Genomic DNA, 17762 nt, shown 5'->3' with positions numbered 1-17762 from the left:
GAGCGATCGCCCCCACGTGCGCGTGGGGTCCGCCGCGGCTCGGGCGGCGAGTTCCGGCCGCGGAGCGGTGGCCTCCTTCAGTGCCCGTCGGCACAGGGAGTCCGCACGTCGTGTGGTTTCCGGCAGCCGGTATTCGGGGGTCAACGCCAGGGTGTGGGCGCAGGCGTTGCCGAGGGTCACCCGGTGGCCGGCCGAGACGAAGACCGGCTTGACGGCGTCCCGTGTGCGCAGGGCGCGGCCGACCTCCTCGTCGCCGGACATGAGGGGCGTGGAGGAGCCGCGGGACGGGTCCGGGGCGTCGTAGGTGAAGGTGAACGGGTTCTTGGCGACGCCGATCGTGGGGAGACCGGTGAGGACGCCGAGATGGCTGGCGAGGCCGAAGCGGCGGGGGTGGGCCCGGCCGTAGCCGTCGCAGACGACCAGGCCGGGCGGGCACGGTAGGGCGTCGAGGGCGGCCAGGACGGTGGGGATCTCGCGGAACGCGAGGAGGCCGGGGACGTACGGGAAGGAGATCCGGCCGACGGCCGTGGCCTCGGCGACGACCTCCAGGGTCGCCGCGTCGAGGACGACGGCCGCGGCGGCGACCACGTCCCGCTCGTCGTCGTAGGCCACGTCCACGCCGGTCACGTGCCCGGAGCCGGGCGGGGGCCCCGGTTGGTCGAGCACGACCCGCTCGCGCAACGCGTCCTGGACCGCGCGGGCCTCTTCCTCGGTCGCGGGCCAGCCCGCGGGGATGGGTACGACTGTCATGGTGGCAACGAGCGTAAGGGGACAGGGCCGTTCGCCGACGGCCCAGGGGTAGGCTCGCGATCATGTTCGTGCTGGAGCTGACCTACACCGCCCCGATCGAGGACGTCGACGCCGTGCTGGACGCCCATGTGGCCTGGCTCGACGAGCAGTACGACAGGGGCGTCTTCCTCGCCTCCGGACGGAAGAACCCCCGCGACGGAGGGGTGATCCTCGCCGTCGCGGGAGACCGGGCAGGCATCGAGGAGATCGCCGCGGGGGATCCGTTCGTGCGGGCCGGGGTCTGTGCGTACCGCATCACGGAGTTCGTCGCGACGAAGACGGCACCGGCGCTGGAGCCGTACCGCGAGACGCTCGGCTGAGGCGGGCGCCGGTCACTTGCCCAGGGCCTGCTTGAGCTGGCTCTTGTTCATGTCCGAACGCCCGTGGATGTTGCGCTTCTTGGCCTCCTCGTACAGCTGATCCCTGGTGGGGCCCTGGGAGCCCTGGCCGGACCGCTGACCGCCCCGCTTGCCGGAGGACATGTCCTGGGTGGAGGTGCGGCTGGCGGTCTTCGACTCGCCGGACCGGGCGCGTTCCTTGTTCACGGTCCGCGACGCGATCTCCTTGGCGCGCGAGGCGCTCTCGCCCCGGTCCTGGGCGCTCTTCTTGATGTGCTCGTACTGTCGTTCCCGCTTCGGACTCGAACCGGCTGGCATGTGAGTCACTCCTCTCGCAGTCCGCGTCCGAGTACCCACATTCCGGATCACTTCTCCAGCCGCGCGACCCTGCCTTTCTCGCCCGCGGCCCAGCAGCCCTGGTCGGGCGTGCAGTCGACCGTGTCGTACGAACCGCCGTCGACCGTCCGCCAGGTGCGCCCGCCGTCGGTCGTCAGGTCGGTGCCGGTGGGGCCGACCGCCAGGGCGGCGCCGCGGCTGTGCGGGAGCCAGGTGACACCGGAGCGGTAGGCGGGCGGCGGTGCGCCGGCCGGCGTCCAGCCGCGCCCGGCGTCGGCCGTGCGTGCCGCGGCCCGCGGGGAGGCCTGGTCGGCGCGGTAGTCGCCGCCGACGGCGAGTCCGTGCGTACGGTCGCGGAAGGCGACGGCGAAGACGCCCCGGGCCGGGTCGCCGGCCGGGATCGGCGTGTCGGCGGCCGTCCAGGTCAGCCCCCGGTCGGCGGAGTGCAGGACACGCGCGCGTGCCGCGCCGCCGGTGGCCAGCCAGACGTCCTTCGGCCCGGAGGCGACCAGGCACTGCCCGCTCGCCGCGAAACCCGCCTCGCCCTCCTGCGCCCCGGGCATCCCCTCGCTCGGCAGCACCTTCCAGGAGCGGCCGCCGTCGCTCGTCGACAGGATGCGGAACCTGCCGTCGACCGGGTCGCTCATCGCCAGGCCGTGGCGGTGGTCGAAGAAGGTGAGGCAGTCGTAGAAGGCGCGCGGATCGGTGTTGCGGAAGGACTCGGTCCAGGTCGCGCCGCCGTCCTCGGTGCGGTACACGCGGGACGCCTCGCCCTCGCCGATGGCCAGCACGACGGCCCGCCGGGCATCGAAGGCCTCGACGTCCCGGAACTCCAGGCCGGCGGCTCCGGGCGGTGAGACGTTCCGCCAGCTCGCGCCGCCGTCGGTGGTGCGCAGGACGGTGCCCTTGCTCCCCGCGAGCCAGGCGGTGTGCCGGCTGACCGCGGCCAGCCCCCGGAACCGCACGTCCGGCGTGCCGCTGTCCTTCAGTTCCCAGTGCGGTACGCGGCCCTGCGGCTCGTGCGCCTGCGCGGGCAGGGCCGTCAGCGCGGCCAGCGCCGCACCGCACGCCACCCCCGCGGCCATCGTCCGAACCGTACGCCCCGCCCGTCGCGTGCTCCCCGAACGCCTCATGGCGGGCGAAGCTAGTCCACCGCCACAGTGGCGTCCAGATGGCCGCACCCCCCCCCCCGCGGTGGCCTCCAGACCTCCGCAAGCCGGTACCCGCCACAGGTGACCTTCCGGTCACGGCAGGACGAACAGCCCACTCCCATGCATGAGGGCGGTGACAGAGGTCACTCGCCCTCCGTGTGCACGGATTGGCCGATTCCGTCGTCTCTACCAGTGCCCGGTCTCGTCCACCCGGAAGTTCGTCCAGCCGTCACAAGGGAGCAAGGCGTTGTCCACCGTCATCGAGCAGCCCGTCGAGGCCCGTCTCGTCGCCGCCGCGCCGCGGATGCAGAGCATTCCGGCGACCCTTCACTACGACCGCAGCGACCCGTTCGCCGTCCGGATGACCTTCCCGGCCCCGGCCACCCTGGAGGGCGTCGAGGTCTGCTGGACCTTCAGCCGCGAGCTGCTCGTGGCCGGTCTGGAGGGACCCGAGGGGCACGGCGACGTCCGGGTGCGGCCGTACGGATTCGACCGTACGGTGCTGGAGTTCCACGCCCCCGAGGGCACCGCCGTGGTGCACATCCGCACCGGCGAGGTCCGGCGCTTCCTGCAGTCCACGAGCGAGCTGGTGCCGCTCGGCCTGGAGCACCTCCAGCTCGACCTGGACCACGACCTCGCCGAGCTGATGCGGGACGCCTGCTGAGGACCCGTCCGGCTGGCGCGGCCGCCCCAGCAGATCGTTGAGCTCGCCGTAGTCCAGCCCGCCGGCCAGCGCCTCGTACGTTCCCGCGCCGAGCAGCTCCCGCGCGGCGCGCCGTACGAGGGCGTGGACGGCCTGGGCGATGCCCGCGCCGACACTGACGCGGGCCACTCCGAGCGCCGCCAGCTCGGCGACCGGCGGTGCGCCGGGACCGGCCATCACGTTCAGCGGGGCGTCGACTCCCTCGACGAGCGGCTTCACGGTCCCCGGGTCGACGGCCCCGGGGACGAAGATCCCGTCGGCGCCCGCGGCGAGGAACGCGGCGGCCCGCTCCAGGGTGGCGTCCACTCCCCCGGCACCGCGCAGGAACGTGTCGATCCGGGCGTTCACGAACACGGGCACGCCGGCGGCGTCGGCTGCCGCGCGGGCGGCGGCGATCCGGGCGGCCTGTTCAGCCACCGGACGCAGCGCGGGCCCGCCGGGCTCGTACAGGGCGTCCTCGATGTTCACCCCGACCGCGCCCGCCTCCAGCACCGCCCGGACCGTCGCCGCCACGCCCGCCGGGTCCGGCGCGTAACCGCTCTCGATGTCGGCCGTGACGGGCACGCTCACGGCAGACGCGATGTGCGCGGCCGCCCGCAAGGCCCGGTCCCGGTCCAGCCGGTCGCCGTCCGCGGCACCGAGGGCCCAGGCGAGCCCCGCACTCGTGGTGGCCACGGCGGCGGCCCCGGCGTCCTCGACGATGCGGGCGCCGGCGGCGTCCCAGACGTTCGGCAGGACGAGCGGGGCGCCCGGGACGTGCAGGGATCGGAAGGCGAGAGCGCGGTCGCGGAGCGTGGTGTCCTTGGTCATGCGGTTCACTGAACCAGCCGGACCCGGACGAGGGCTGGCAGAAATCCGACCTCGACGGGCGACGCGAATGCGGAGCTTCGTTCAATCGCGTTGACGTCCTCTCCACTCCCTCGTACGCTGTACAGCGGTCCTGTTGCCGTCGATTGGAGAAGGACGTTGTTCGTCTGAGGTCTGAGACACCGCGTCACACCTGAAGTGTGTGTACGCCGCGTGCGACCTCGGCGTTCGAGCCGTCCCTCACGGAACAGGGCTTTTCTCATGCCCAGGGCCCCTCACCGCCCGTTGGTCGCCGGTGTCTCGATACGCGATTGCCCCTGATCGTTTCGAGCAACCGCGGAGGCGCCCCTATGCCTACTTCCATCAGCTGTACCTCCCTGTCCTTCACCTGGCCCGACGGCAGTGGCGTCTTCGAGGGCCTGGACGTCGCGTTCGGTCCCGGCAGGACCGGGCTCGTTGGCGTCAACGGGTCGGGAAAATCAACCCTGTTGAAACTCATCGCCGGTGAGCTCACCCCGGTCGACGGCACCGTGCGCGTCGCGGGCGAGGTCGGCTATCTCCCGCAGAACGTCACGCTGGACACCGCGCTGAAGGTCGACGAGGCGCTCGGCATCGACGCCAAGCGGGCCGCGCTGCACGCCATCGAGGCGGGCGACGTGGCCGAGGAGCACTTCGAGACCGTCGGCGACGACTGGGACGTGGAGGAGCGCGCCCTCGCCACCCTCGGCGAACTCGGGCTCGGTCACGTCGAGTTGGACCGTACGGTCGGCGAGGTGTCGGGCGGCGAGTCGGTGCTGCTGCGGCTGGCCGCGCTGCTGCTGCGCCGCCCGGACGTCCTGCTGCTGGACGAGCCCACCAACAACCTCGACCTGTACGCACGCCGGCGGCTGTACACGGCCGTCGAGTCCTGGCCGGGAGTGATGGTCGTGGTCAGCCACGACCGCGAACTCCTGGACCTCGTGGACCAGATCGCCGATCTGCGCTCCGGCGAGATCACGTGGTACGGCGGCAACTTCTCGGCGTACGAGGAGGCACTCGCCATCGAGCAGGAGGCGGCCGAGCGCATGGTGCGCGTGGCCGAGGCCGACCTGAAGAAGCAGAAGCGCGAACTGGTCGATGCCCAGGTCAAGCTGGCCCGCCGCAAGCGGTACGGCCAGAAGATGTGGGAGCAGAAGCGCGAGCCGAAGATCGTCATGGGTGCGCGCAAGCGGGCGGCACAGGAGTCCGCCGGCAAGCACCGGATCATGCACGAGGAGAAACTCGCCGAGGCCAAGGAGCGCCTCGACGACGCGGTGGAGGCCGTGCGGGACGACGACGAGATCCGCGTCGACCTGCCGTACACGGCCGTACCGCCGGGCCGCGCCGTTCTCACCCTGCGCGAGCTGGAGCTCGTGTACGGCGCGCGGGTCGCCGGCGGGTTCGATCTGCACGGTCCGGAGCGGATCGCGCTGATCGGACGCAACGGCTCGGGCAAGACGACGCTGCTGCGGACCGTCGCCGGGGAACTGCTCCCGGTGGCGGGCGAGGCGACGGCACACGTGCCGCTCCGCTTCCTGCCGCAGCGGCTGGACGTCCTCGACGACGAGTTGTCGGTCGCCGAGAACGTGGCCCGGTTCGCGCCGGGCGCCACCAACAACCGGATCCGGGCGCGGCTGGCCCGCTTCCTGTTCCGGGGCGCCCGCGCCGACCAGAAGGCGGCGACGCTGTCCGGCGGCGAACGCTTCCGTGCGGCCCTGGCCGCGCTGATGCTGGCGGAGCCCGCGCCGCAGCTGCTGATGCTGGACGAGCCGACGAACAACCTGGACATGGCGAGCGTCCGGCAGCTCACCACGGCGCTGGAGTCGTACGAGGGGGCGCTGATCGTGGCCAGTCACGACGTGCCGTTCCTGGAGTCGATCGGCATCACGCGCTGGCTGATGATGGAGGACGGAGAACTGAAGGAAATCACGCCAGAAGCTGTCGGGTATCCCGCCTAGCTTCGGAGGCATGCCCGAGTTCACAACCGAGATCACGCCCGAATTCGCTCCCGAAATGGCTCCCGAGTTCACTCCCGGGTTCATCACCATCACCGGAGCCCGGGAGAACAACCTCAAGGACGTCACGCTCCGCATCCCGAAAGGCCGGCTGACCGTGTTCACCGGCGTTTCGGGATCGGGGAAGTCGTCGATCGTCTTCGACACGATCGCCGTGGAGTCGCAGCGCCAGCTGAACGAGACCTTCACGTGGTTCGTGCGCAACCGGCTGCCCAAGTACGAGCGCCCGCACGCGGAGGAGCTGCGGGACCTCTCCCCCGCGATCGTCGTGGACCAGCGGCCGATCGGCGGCCACTCGCGGTCCACGGTGGGCACGATGACCGACATCCACTCCGTGCTGCGGGTGCTGTTCTCCCGGCACGGCACACCGAGCGCCGGCCCGGCGACCGCGTACTCGTTCAACGACCCCTCCGGCATGTGCCCGGAGTGCGACGGGCTGGGGCGGACGGTACGGCCGGACTGGGACCGCATCCTCGACCCGGACCGGACGCTCGCCGACGGCGCGGTCCGCTTCCCGCCGTTCGCCGCGGGCACCTGGCAGGGCCAGGCGTACACCAACAGCGCCGACCTCGACCCGCACAAGCCCGTCGGCCGGTTCACCGCCGCCGAGCGGGAGTTCCTGATGCGCGGCCGCCCCGGCAGCAAGGTGACCGTCAACGGCACGGGCGGCACCTGGACCACCGACTACGAGGGGCTCGCCACCCGCTTCGAGCGGCTGTACCTGAAGCGGGACCTGTCGGCGATGAGCCAGAAGACGCGCGACCTGGTGCGCGCGTACCTGGTGGAGGGCGCCTGCCCCGTGTGCGACGGGGCCCGGCTGAACGCGGCGGCGCTCGCGACCAGGATCAACGGCCTGACCATCGCCGACTGCACGCGCATGCAGGTCACCGACCTGATCGCCGTACTGCGGGACGTCGACGGGCCGGTCGCCGGGCCCGTCGCCCGAGCCGCCGTCACCGCCCTCGAACGCATCGACTCCATCGGCCTCGGCTACCTCAGCCTGGACCGCGAGACGTCCTCGCTCTCCGGCGGCGAGGGGCAGCGCCTGAAGACCGTGCGGCACCTGGGCTCCAGCCTCACCGGCATGACGTACATCTTCGACGAGCCCAGCGTCGGACTGCACCCGCGTGACGTCGGCAGGCTCGGCGATCTGCTGCTGCGGCTGCGCGACAAGGGCAACACCGTGCTGGTCGTCGAGCACGACCCGGACGTCATCGCGCTCGCCGACCACGTCGTCGACATGGGGCCGCGCGCCGGTGCGGGCGGCGGGCGGGTGGTGTTCGAGGGGACGCCGGGCGCGCTGGCCCGCTCGGACACGGTGACCGGGCGGTGCCTGGGCCGTCGTACCGCGCTCAAGGAGGACGTGCGAGCGGCGGGCGGCGGTCTGTGGGTGAAGGGCGCCGACCGGCACAATCTGCGCGAGGTCACCGTCGAGTTCCCGACCGGGGTGCTCACCGTGGTGACCGGGGTCGCCGGGTCCGGGAAGAGCACGCTGGTCAAGGAGTTCACCGCCGCCCACGCGGGCGCCGTGGTCGTGGACCAGTCGGCGATCGGGATCTCCGCGCGGTCGACTCCGGCGACGTATCTGGGGATCATGGACACGGTCCGGAAGATCTTCGCCCGCGAGACGGGCACCGAGCCGGGCCTGTTCAGCTTCAACTCCTCCGGAGCGTGCGGCGCCTGCGAGGGGCGCGGGATCATCCAGACCGACCTCGCCTTCATGGACCCGGTGACGACCACCTGCCAGGACTGCGAAGGGCGGCGCTTCAAGGAGGAGGTGCTGCGGCTGACCGTCGGCGGCAACTCCATCGCGGACGTGCTGGAGATGACGGCCGAGCAGGCGCTGGACTTCGTGCCGGACGCGGGCGTGCGGCGCCGGCTGGGCGCGCTGCGGGACGTGGGGCTGACGTACCTCACCCTGGGCCGGCCGCTGTCCACGCTGTCGGGCGGCGAGCGTCAGCGGATCAAGCTGGCGACGCGGCTGCACCGCACCGGAGCGGTGTACGTCCTCGACGAGCCGACGACCGGACTGCACATGTCGGACGTCGACGGGCTGCTCGGGCTGCTGGACCGGCTGGTCGACGGGGGCAACACGGTGGTGGTCGTCGAGCACAACCTGGACGTCGTCGCCCACGCCGACTGGATCATCGACCTCGGGCCGGACGGCGGCCGGGACGGCGGCCGGGTGATCTTCGAGGGACCGCCGCGACAGCTCCTTCGAGCCCGCCGTTCCTACACCGCCGAGCATCTCAGGAGGGCCACAGCATGAGCACGAGGGTTTTGTACGGGCGGGTAACCCCTGCATGATGGCCGTTCGGTGCCCCTTGCATCAGGGGCGCCGGGAACCCGCCACCCACCCGGAGATCCGTCGTGCCCAGCAAGAAGGCCCTCATCCGCCGCCCCAGCCCGCGCCTCGCCGAAGGGCTGGTCACGCACATCGAGCGGGAGAAGGTCGACGTCGATCTCGCGGTCGAGCAGTGGGAGGCGTACGCGGAGGCCCTGCGCACGCACGGCTGGGAGACCGTCGAGGTGGACCCGGCCGACGACTGCCCGGACTCGGTGTTCGTCGAGGACACGGTCGTCATGTACCGGAACGTCGCGCTGATCACCCGGCCCGGTGCCGAGTCCCGGCGTGACGAGACCGTCGGCGTCGAGGAGGCCGTGGCCTCGCTCGGCTGCTCCGTGAACTGGATCTGGGAGCCGGGCACGCTGGACGGCGGCGACGTGCTGAAGGTCGGCGACACGATCTACGTGGGCCGCGGCGGCCGCACCAACGCGGCCGGCGTCCAGCAGCTGCGGGCCGCCTTCGAACCGCTGGGGGCGCGGGTCATCGCCGTACCGGTGAGCAAGGTGCTGCACCTGAAGTCGGCGATCACGGCGCTGCCCGACGGAACGATTCTGGGCCGTATCCCGCAGCTGGACGCCCCGTCGCTGTTCCCGCGCTTCCTGCCGGTGCCCGAGGAGTCCGGGGCGCATGTGGTGCTGCTCGGCGGCGACAAGCTGCTGATGGCCGCGAGCGCGCCGAAGACGGCGGAGCTGCTCGCCGACCTCGGCCACGAGCCCGTGCTGGTCGACATCGGCGAGTTCGAGAAGCTCGAAGGATGTGTGACATGTCTCTCGGTGCGGATGCGGGAGCTGTACGCCTGACGACTGACGCGCTCGCCCTTTCAGCCCCGGGACCTGCGGGTCCTGGGGCTTTTTCGCGTGCCCGTGAACTCCTCGGCGAAGGGCGGCTGATCAGCACTCTTTACATCGCCCTTAACCTACGGCTTCGTAACCTACGGATTCGTAGCCTACGATCCCGTAGGTTCCGGCAACCGCTCGCCGGTTCTCTTCTCAATGTTGCGCGTCCCCCTGGAGTTCCCGTGACGATCACTTCCCCTCATCTCGGCAGCCCTGCTGTCTGGACCGACGCCCGTCTGCTGTACGCGCTGGAGGAAGTGGTCGAGAAGGAACTCAACCGGCATCTGCAGGTCGCGAAGGACTGGATGCCGCACGAGTACGTGCCCTGGACGGACGGCCGTAACTTCCCCGGCCTCTTCGAGGACGGCGAGGCCTGGGACAAGGAGCAGTCCAAGGTCACCGAGATCGGCCGGATCGCGCTCGTGGTGAACCTGCTGACCGAGGACAACCTCCCCAGCTACCACCACGAGATCGCCTCGCTCTTCGGCCGCGACGGCGCCTGGGGCACCTGGGTGCACCGCTGGACCGCCGAGGAGGGCCGGCACGGCATCGTGATGCGCGACTACCTGCTCACCTCGCGCGCGGTGGACCCGGACAAGCTGGAGCAGTTCCGCATGTCCCACATGAGCGAGGGCTTCGAGTCGGACAACCGCCACTCGATGCTGCACTCGGTCGCCTACGTCGCCTTCCAGGAGCTCGCGACCCGGATCTCGCACCGCAACACCGGCCACCAGTCGGGCGACCCGGTCTGCGACCGCATGCTGGCGCGCATCGCGACCGACGAGAACCTCCACATGGTCTTCTACCGGAACCTGCTGAAGGCGGCCTTCGAGCTCGCGCCGGACCTGACGATGCAGGCGGTGCGGGACGTGGTCGTGAACTTCCGCATGCCCGGCCACGGCATCCCCGGCTTCGAGCGCGCCGCCGCCCAGATGGCCATCGGCGAGGTCTACAACATGCGCATCCACCACGACGACGTCCTGCAGCCCGTCCTGCGCTTCCTGAAGATCATGGAGATCGACGGCCTCGGCCCGGAGGGGCAGAAGGCACAGGAGGAGCTGGGGCTGTTCATGGGCGGGCTGGACGCCGAGGCCCTGAAGTTCGACGAGAAGCTGGCGGCGCGCAAGGCGCGCATGGCGGCTCGTGCCGCCGGCTGACCGGCGGCTCTGAGGCTGTTCGACGGCCGGCCCGCTCGTCAGCGGGCCGGCCGTCGCTTTGTTCCGTGCCGGGCCCTCAACGGGACGTACGCCGGAGCGCCAGGCGCTCCTTCTCCGACAGGCCGCCCCAGACGCCGAAGCGTTCGTCGTTGTCCAGCGCGTACTCCAGGCACGCGGAACGGATCGGGCACAGGCCGCAGATCCGCTTCGCCTCACGGACGGAGCTGCCGGGCTCGGGGAAGAAGAACTCCGCCCCGGTCTGCGCGCACAACGCCTCCTCCTGCCAGGCCAGGTCGGGCGGGGTGATCGTCGTGATCGTGTCGATGTGCATGCCCAGGATGGTGCCGGGAGACGAAAAACGTTCGATCAACGCGGGATCAACGCCGCGCCGCGGGGCCCCCGGCCGACTCGATGGTCCCCCTCCGGACGGCGGGACGCACGGCGGCGCGCTGCAATTGTCAGTGGGCGGTGCAAGACTCGGCAGTGCCAGCGGGACCCTGCCGAGGAGGGCGATGATGCTCACCACCCGTTACGTCACCGGCGCGCCGAACTGGATCGACGTCGGCACCCCCGACATCGAGGGCGCCGGTTCCTTCTACGCCGGTCTGTTCGGCTGGCGGTTCCAGCCGGGCGGGCCCGAGACCGGCGGTTACGGCCTCTTCCAGCTCGACGGGAGGACGGTGGCCGGCGGTATGCAGACCACCGAGGAGCAGGGCCCGCCCTCCTGGACGGTGTACTTCCAGGCGCCGGACGCGGACGCCACCGCGAAGGCGGCCGAGCAGGCGCACGGCTCGGTGGTGGTGGAGCCCATGGACGTGCTGGACCTGGGCCGCATGGCCATCCTCGCCGACAAGGCGGGCGTGACCTTCGGCGTGTGGCAGCCGGGCACCAACAAGGGCCTCGACGTGGTCCAGGACCCCGGCTCGCTGTGCTGGCTGGAGCTGTACACCCCGGACGTACCGGCCGCGGCGGGTTTCTACAACGCCACGCTCGGGCTGGAGACCTTCGCCCTCGACTTCTACGGCGGCACCTACACGACGTTCAGCCCCGCGGGCCAGGGGGAGGACGCCATGTTCGGCGGGGTGGTCGACAAGGCCGACGACCCGGCGGAGGCGGAGGGCCCCGCGTACTGGCTGCCGTATTTCGAGGTCGACGACACGGACGCGACGGTCGCGAGGGCGCAGGAGCTGGGCGGCACGGTGCGCATGCCCGCCACGGACCTGCCGGACGTCGGCCGCATCGCCAAGCTCACCGACCCGTACGGCGCCCGCTTCGCGGTGATCAAGAGCGCACCGGCGCGGAGCTGACGGGGCCAGGCCGGACCGGGTCGTATCCGCAAAGTCCCGTCGTCCGACCGCAGGGCGGGCTCCGCGGCGTCCCGGTGCGTGCTCTCGGCGTGCCGGGCGAAGACCCTCGTACTGGATGTACTCAGGACTTCGCCCGGTGCGGCGAGAGGGCGTGCCAGGCGTCGCGGAGCAGGCGGGGCTTTGCGGATACGGCCTAGGCGGACGCGCGCCGTACCAGGGTGGTCGGTAGGACCACGCTGGACGGCGCGGCGGTGATGCCACGCTCGGTGGCCCTCCGGTCGAGGCCGCGCAGCAGCAGGCGGGCCATCAGCCGGCCCATCTCCTCGATGTCCTGACGAATCGTCGTGAGCGGCGGCTCGGTCTGCTCCGCCACCGGCAGCATGTCGTCGAACCCGACCACCGCGACGTCCTCCGGCACCCTGCGCCCGGCCTCCCGCAGCACCCGCAGTGCCCCGGCCGCGGTGAGGTCGTTGGCGGCGAACACGGCGTCCAGGTCCGGGCAGCGGTCGAGCAGTTCGCGCATGGCCCGTTCCCCGCCGGCCGGGGTGAAGTCGCCCTCGACGATCAGCCGCGGATCGGCGTCGACCATGACGTCCCGGTATCCGTCGAGCCGGTCCGCGGCGGACGTCTGGTCGAGGGCGCCGGCGATGTGCGCGATGCGGGTGCGGCCGAGGCCGGCGAGATGCCGTACGGCGTCCCGGGCGCCGCCGCGGTTGTCCACGTCGACGTACACGATGCCCCGCCGGTCTCCGCTCCAGCCGGGCCGGCCGCCGAACACGGTGGGCACCCCGGCGCGTTGGATCAGTTCGGGCAGCGGGTCGTCGAGGTGCAGCGAGAAGACGAGCGCGCCGTCGACATGCCCGCCGGCGAGGTAGCGGCCGACGCGGGCGTGGTCGTCGCGGCCCTCGGTGAGCAGCAGCACCAGCTGGTTGTCGTGGGCGGTCAGCTCCTTGCTGATGCCGCGCAGTTGGAGCGCGAAGAAGGGGTCGGCGAAGACCCGGGTCTCCGGTTCGGCGACGACCACGGCGATGGCGTCATGGCGGCGGGTGACCAGGCTGCGGGCGGCCTGGTTGGGCACGTACCCGAGTTCCTCGACCGCCTTGCGCACCCGCTCGACGAGCGGCTCCCGCACCCCGTCCCCGCCGTTGACCACCCGGGACACGGTGGCCCGCGAAACCCCGGCCCGAGCGGCGACGGCCTCAAGGGTGGGACGCGGGGCGGTGTCGGTCACTGCGCGGCTCCTCGTCGACGGTTGCGGATCAGGATAGCCCTCGGGGGAAGGGGAGGTGAGAGCGCTCTCGGATCGGCGTCCGCCGCCGTGCGCAGCAAGCTCTCCTGCGCCCCCTCACGCCAGCAGATCCACCCGCCGCCCCACCCCCACCCGCTCCGCGGCCCGATACGCCGCCCAGCTCAGCGCCAGGTCCTGCCACGGCAGACCGACCGGTGCGTACACGGTCCGGTCGTCGGGGCTCACGCGTCCCGGGTGGTCGCCCCGCAGGATGTCCGCGAGTGTGGCGTCGGCGGCTGTCGCCGGGAGGCCGGCCGCCGACAGCGCCCCCGTGTGGGCGGCGAGTTCGCGGTCGTCCACGACGAGCACCGCGGCTCGCAGGAGGTCGGCGGACAGCTCCTGCTTGCCGGGTTCGTCGGCGCCGAGGCTCGTGAAGTGGCCGCCCTCCCGCGCGTCCGCGAGTCGCAGCAACGGCTCCCGGGCCCATGTGGCCAGCAGCACGGTGTCGGCCGTCGCCGCGACCTCCCGTGCCGAGGCCGCCGGCCGGCCGCCGTGCCGTGCGGCGAACGCGGCGGCCCGTTCGTCGTCCGTGTCGTGGACGACGAGGGTGCGGTGCGGCCGCAGCGCCGCCAGCCCGCGCACCATCAGCTCGGCCTGGGCTCCCGCGCCGATCACCCCGAGGACGTCGCCCGGGCCGGCCAGCACATGCGTCCCGAGGGCCGCCGCGAGCCCCGTACGCCACGCCGTCACGGTGGCCGAGTCCAGGAGGGCGAGCAGTTCCCCGTCGCGCCCGCTGTGCAGACAGATCACACCGCGCAACGCGGGCCGCGCGCCGGGGAACTTGGCGTTGACCTTCACCGTGTACGCGTCGATGCCCGGCAGCACGCCGGGGATCAGCGCGGTGGCGGTGCCGGGGAAGGGCAGGTCGGTCCGCACCCGCTGTCCCGCCACCGCGGCGTCCCGCGCCCGGACGAATCCGTCCCGCAGCAGCTCCAGGCAGGCCTCGGGGGTCAGTACCGCTTCCAGATCACTACGTGTCAGAACAAGGGTCACCCGTCCATGATCCGTCAGTGCTGGTGCGTGGTCCCCGAAGCGGCCCCGTGATCGTGTTCGTGCGGGTCGTAGCCGGGAATCGTCCCGTCCGTCTTCTTCACCAGGAACAGGCCCACCATGCCCATGTCGGAGTGGCTCTGCACATGGCAGTGGTACATCCACGCGCCCGCCCCGACGCCCTCCCCCGCGATCACCTGGAAGCCGAAGGAGTCCGCCGGGCCGACGATCTTGTTGTCGATGACCTGGCTCGGGTCGTCGGGGCCGGTCAGCATGCCCGTGCGGTTGTCCGCCCAGCGATGACCGTGCATGTGAAAGGTGTGGTAGTACTCGCCGTGCGTGATCATCACGAACTCGACCCGATCGCCCACCGTGGCCTCGAAGTTGGGGCCGCTGTGCGCGGGTTTGTTGTTGATGAGCATGTCGTTGAAGACGATCGTGTGGGTCGCGTCCGGCAGGATGTCGCCCTTGCGCCGCACGATCACCGGCCCGTAGAGGCCCTTGCGGATGCCGATGGTGCCGTGCTCGGTGCCCACGACGTGGTCGTGGTAGTGCCAGTAACCGGCGCTGCCCGCCCGCCAGGTGCCGTCCTTGCGGCGGCCGGGGGCGTGGGTGCGCCAGGTGTAGGTGCGGGTGCCGCCTGGCTCTACGTCGCTCCTGTTCAGCTTGGTGCCGTCGCTGGTGATCTCGTAGTCGAGGCCGTGGACGTGCAGGCTCACCGGTACGTCCATCGTGTTCTCGAACTCGACGTGCAGCGTGTCGCCTTCGTTGAGCTCGATCAGCGGGCCGGGAACGGTCGCCTTGCCCTTCTCCAGGCCGTATCCCATCTGCCCGTCGGCGAGCTTCTCGGCGTACAGCTTGATGCGCCTCACCTCGCCGCCGGCCGGGGCGGTCCTCGGTGTGTCGGCGCCGACGGCCTGGGGTACCGATGCCAGCGACAACGATGTCGCGACGGTCGCGCCGCCCAGCAGTACGCGCCGGTTGAAGCCGCGTCGGTCGAAGCTAGGTCTGTCCATGCCGAACTCCCCACGGCGGTACGGAAATTACGGGGACGAGCCGCTGAGACGGTACCGGCCACTTCCTCGTTTATCCACACTCAGGACAAAGTTCGTCCGAGTCCGGTCATAGGTATTGGCGAGTCGTTCAAAGGGGTCTAGCTTCCTTTTCGCTGTTGCTGTGACCGTGGAGGTGCCCATGCACTTACGAGGGTTGAGCACGAGAAGACAGACCTGGGTGGCCACTGTGGCTGCCGGGATCGTCGCCGCCGGGCTGATGTCAGCCCCGGCGGCGGACGCGCGCCCGGCCCCGGATCCGTCCCTGACAACGATGTCCATCAAGTCCCCGCCGGGCGGCGCCAATGTGCGTGTGCTGATCTTCTACGGGTCCGCGGCCGCCGGCGACGAGTCACCCTTGGTGAACGCCGGGATCGAGGCGATCGAGAAGATCGGCCTGTCGGGTCCGGCCGACCAGCGTTTCAAGACCGAGGCCACCGCCGACGCCTCGGTCTTCACCGATGAGACCAGGCTGGGCCGTTTCAACTCGATCGTGTTCCTGACCGGCGGCGGCGACGTCCTGGACCCCGAGCAGGAGGCGGGCCTGGAGGCCTACATGGAGGCGGGCGGCGGATTCGTCGGCATCCATGACGCGGCCCGCGCCGAGCCGTACTCGGACTGGTTCACCGGCCTGGTCGGCGCCCGCCCGGCGGCCGGCGGCCCCACGAACGCACAGCGTGCCGTCGTGGAGGTCGGTGACCGCGCGCACCCGGCCACCAAGGAGCTGCCGGTCCAGTGGAAGCGGCCGGACAAGTGGCTGAACTGGGCGAAGAACCCCTCGGGTGCGGTGCACACGGTCGCCCGCGTGCGCGAGTCCAGCTACCGGCCGGGGACCGGCGCGGGCGGCTGGGACCACCCGGTGAGCTGGTGCCGTGACTACGACGGCGGCCGCTCCTTCTACACCGGCATGGGCGGCACGGTGTCGTCGTACGACGAGACCGACTTCCGTACGCATCTGCGCGGGGCCCTGCTGTGGACCACCCGGCTTGCGCAGGCCGACTGCAAGGCCACCATTACGGGGAACTACAAGGCCGAGCGCCTCACCCAGCCCAACCAGCCGGGGCAGAACGACCAGATCGGCGAGCCGCACGGCCTGGTCACGGCCCCCGACGGCCGTGTCCTCTACATCGGCCGGGGCGGCGCCGACTCCTCCCAGCCGGTCGTCACCGACTGGAACAACCCGGAGATCGGCAAGGGCAAGGGCGAGATCCATGTCTACGACCCGGAGACCAAGAAGGTCACCCTCGCCGGGGCGTTGACCGTCTTCGGCAACAAGGGGGGCGGCGACGAGCTGATCAAGGTCGAGGAGGGGCTCCTCGGCATCGAACTCGACCCGCGCTTCACGGAGAACGGGTGGGTGTACCTGCACTACACCCCGCACTCCCAGCTCAACCGGGACACACGGATGGCCGAGCGGCGCGTCTCGCGCTTCACGCTCGACCTCGCCACGAACAAGCTGGACCTGGGCAGTGAGAAGGTGCTGCTCAAGTGGCCGGTGCAGGTGCACAGTTGCTGCCACTCGGGCGGCGGGATGTCCTGGGACTCCAAGGGCAACCTGTACATCGCGACCGGTGACAACAACTCCAGCCGCTTCAGCGACGGTTACTCGGGCAACAACCCCGAGCCCAACTACAAGGGCGTGTCCTTCGCCGACGCGCGCCGCACCGCCGGCAACACCAACAACCTCAACGGCAAGATCCTGCGCATCCACCCGGAGCCGGACGGGACGTACACGCTCCCGGACGGCAACCTCTTCACCGGCCGGGAGACCGCCGAGGGCGGTGGCAAGACGCGCGGCGAGATCTATGTGATGGGCGTCAGGAACCCCGCGCGCATCTTCGTCGACAAGAAGACCGACGTCCTGTACGCGGGCTGGGTCGGGCCCGACGCGGGCGCGCCCTCGACGACCTGGGGACCGGCCAAGTACGACACCTTCGCCGTCATCACCAAGGCGAGCAACCGGGGCTGGCCGTACTGCATGGGCAACAAGCAGCCCTACCGGGACCGCAATCTGCCCGATCCCAGCAAGCCGCTGGGCTGGTACGACTGCGACGCCCCGAAGAACGAGTCGCCGAACAACGACGGCCTCGTCAACCTGCCGCCGGTCACCGGCAACAACATCTGGTACTCGCCCCAGGGCGGCGCCCCGGACTTCCCGCGCGACGCGAACGGAGTGCCGTCGTACAAGCAGGAGGAGGCCACCTACTCGCTGCCGTGGCTCAAGGGCGGCGGCCAGGCCGCGATGAACGGTCCGGTGTACCGGTACGACGCGGCGAGCACCAGCGGCACCAAGTGGCCTGCCTACTGGGACGGCAAGTGGTTCGTCGGTGACTTCTACGACGCCGACCAGCCGCGCAACGCGGTGATCACCGACCCCAGGACGCACGGGGACGGCGGTCTGCCGGTGCACTCGGAGTCGCTGAAGAAGATCGTGCCGATCGGCAACGACGGCATCAAGAACCTCATGGACTGGAAGTTCGGTCCGGACGGCGCGCTGTACGTGCTCGACTACGGCCGGGGCTTCTTCACCTCGGACGCCAAGTCGGCGCTGTGGCGGGTCACCTACACGGGCGGCGGCCCCACTCCGGCCGCCGGACAGCTGGCGAGGGGGGCGCAGTGACACGGCAA

At 71.2% G+C, this 17762-nt stretch carries 14 protein-coding genes and 2 pseudogenes; 8 read left to right on the top strand and 8 right to left on the bottom strand.

Annotated features, from left to right (window positions below):
• Window positions 1–63 precede the first annotated feature (63 nt).
• A pseudogene (locus ACIRD7_RS04750) lies at window positions 64–750 on the bottom strand (endonuclease V); the annotation flags it as partial.
• 62 nt (window positions 751–812) lie between these two features.
• On the opposite strand from ACIRD7_RS04750, the gene ACIRD7_RS04745 reads away from it, so the two are divergent.
• Entirely contained in the window at window positions 813–1109 is a 297-nt protein-coding gene (locus ACIRD7_RS04745) for a YciI family protein (RefSeq protein ID WP_403449704.1), read from the top strand.
• A 12-nt stretch (window positions 1110–1121) separates the two neighbouring features.
• Here the strand turns inward: ACIRD7_RS04745 and ACIRD7_RS04740 are convergent, their stop codons facing one another.
• Together ACIRD7_RS04740 and ACIRD7_RS04735 are read right to left on the bottom strand one after the other, a co-directional pair.
• Window positions 1122–1445 (bottom strand): plasmid stabilization protein, encoded by a 324-nt coding sequence (locus ACIRD7_RS04740; RefSeq protein WP_403449701.1) that lies wholly within the window; start codon window positions 1443–1445, stop codon window positions 1122–1124.
• 47 nt (window positions 1446–1492) lie between these two features.
• Window positions 1493–2548, bottom strand: a complete 1056-nt coding sequence (locus ACIRD7_RS04735) for a WD40/YVTN/BNR-like repeat-containing protein (protein WP_403449698.1) — start codon at window positions 2546–2548, stop codon at window positions 1493–1495.
• 313 nt (window positions 2549–2861) lie between these two features.
• On the opposite strand from ACIRD7_RS04735, the gene ACIRD7_RS04730 reads away from it, so the two are divergent.
• On the top strand, window positions 2862–3278 hold the full coding sequence (locus ACIRD7_RS04730) for an SsgA family sporulation/cell division regulator (RefSeq protein WP_403451664.1): 417 nt from the start codon (window positions 2862–2864) through the stop codon (window positions 3276–3278).
• Between the two features lie 15 nt (window positions 3279–3293).
• Here ACIRD7_RS04730 and ACIRD7_RS04725 read toward each other — a convergent pair.
• Window positions 3294–4127 (bottom strand): annotated as a pseudogene (locus tag ACIRD7_RS04725) (isocitrate lyase/phosphoenolpyruvate mutase family protein); the annotation flags it as partial.
• A 347-nt stretch (window positions 4128–4474) separates the two neighbouring features.
• Here ACIRD7_RS04725 and ACIRD7_RS04720 point away from each other — a divergent pair.
• The 4 genes from ACIRD7_RS04720 to ACIRD7_RS04705 all read left to right on the top strand — a co-directional run bounded on the left by ACIRD7_RS04720 (window position 4475) and on the right by ACIRD7_RS04705 (window position 10497).
• On the top strand, window positions 4475–6100 hold the full coding sequence (locus ACIRD7_RS04720) for an ABC-F family ATP-binding cassette domain-containing protein (protein WP_403449695.1): 1626 nt from the start codon (window positions 4475–4477) through the stop codon (window positions 6098–6100).
• Window positions 6101–6155: 55 nt separating this feature from the next.
• Complete coding sequence (locus ACIRD7_RS04715) at window positions 6156–8426, top strand: ATP-binding cassette domain-containing protein (RefSeq protein ID WP_403451662.1); 2271 nt, start codon at window positions 6156–6158, stop codon at window positions 8424–8426.
• Between the two features lie 101 nt (window positions 8427–8527).
• Window positions 8528–9304: a dimethylargininase gene (gene ddaH, locus ACIRD7_RS04710; protein WP_403449692.1), complete on the top strand. Its 777-nt coding sequence runs from the start codon at window positions 8528–8530 to the stop codon at window positions 9302–9304.
• A gap of 218 nt (window positions 9305–9522) precedes the next feature.
• Window positions 9523–10497, top strand: a complete 975-nt coding sequence (locus tag ACIRD7_RS04705; RefSeq protein WP_403449690.1) for an acyl-ACP desaturase — start codon at window positions 9523–9525, stop codon at window positions 10495–10497.
• A gap of 76 nt (window positions 10498–10573) precedes the next feature.
• Here ACIRD7_RS04705 and ACIRD7_RS04700 read toward each other — a convergent pair whose 3' ends face one another.
• The gene (locus ACIRD7_RS04700; RefSeq protein WP_403449687.1) at window positions 10574–10828 is read right to left on the bottom strand and encodes a WhiB family transcriptional regulator; all 255 of its coding nucleotides are present in this window, start codon (window positions 10826–10828) and stop codon (window positions 10574–10576) included.
• Window positions 10829–11012: 184 nt separating this feature from the next.
• On the opposite strand from ACIRD7_RS04700, the gene ACIRD7_RS04695 reads away from it, so the two are divergent.
• Window positions 11013–11804 carry a VOC family protein gene (locus tag ACIRD7_RS04695; RefSeq protein ID WP_403449684.1) on the top strand — a complete coding sequence of 264 codons (792 nt, stop codon included), beginning with the start codon at window positions 11013–11015 and terminating at the stop codon, window positions 11802–11804.
• 193 nt (window positions 11805–11997) lie between these two features.
• Here the strand turns inward: ACIRD7_RS04695 and ACIRD7_RS04690 are convergent, their stop codons facing one another.
• The 3 genes from ACIRD7_RS04690 to ACIRD7_RS04680 form a co-directional block, all read right to left on the bottom strand.
• On the bottom strand, window positions 11998–13035 hold the full coding sequence (locus ACIRD7_RS04690) for a LacI family DNA-binding transcriptional regulator (protein ID WP_403449682.1): 1038 nt from the start codon (window positions 13033–13035) through the stop codon (window positions 11998–12000).
• 114 nt (window positions 13036–13149) lie between these two features.
• Window positions 13150–14085 carry an ornithine cyclodeaminase family protein gene (locus ACIRD7_RS04685; protein ID WP_403449681.1) on the bottom strand — a complete coding sequence of 312 codons (936 nt, stop codon included), beginning with the start codon at window positions 14083–14085 and terminating at the stop codon, window positions 13150–13152.
• A gap of 14 nt (window positions 14086–14099) precedes the next feature.
• Window positions 14100–15098, bottom strand: a complete 999-nt coding sequence (locus ACIRD7_RS04680; RefSeq protein WP_403449678.1) for a multicopper oxidase domain-containing protein — start codon at window positions 15096–15098, stop codon at window positions 14100–14102.
• Window positions 15099–15276: 178 nt separating this feature from the next.
• Between ACIRD7_RS04680 and ACIRD7_RS04675 the strand changes: the two genes are divergently transcribed.
• Window positions 15277–17754 carry a ThuA domain-containing protein gene (locus ACIRD7_RS04675; RefSeq protein ID WP_403449675.1) on the top strand — a complete coding sequence of 826 codons (2478 nt, stop codon included), beginning with the start codon at window positions 15277–15279 and terminating at the stop codon, window positions 17752–17754.
• The last annotated feature ends 8 nt before the right edge of the window (window positions 17755–17762 follow it).

Origin of the sequence: Streptomyces sp. NPDC093568, assembly GCF_044764945.1 — a bacterium.
Lineage (GTDB): Bacteria > Actinomycetota > Actinomycetes > Streptomycetales > Streptomycetaceae > Streptomyces.
This window is presented reverse-complemented; position numbering and strand designations above follow the sequence as displayed.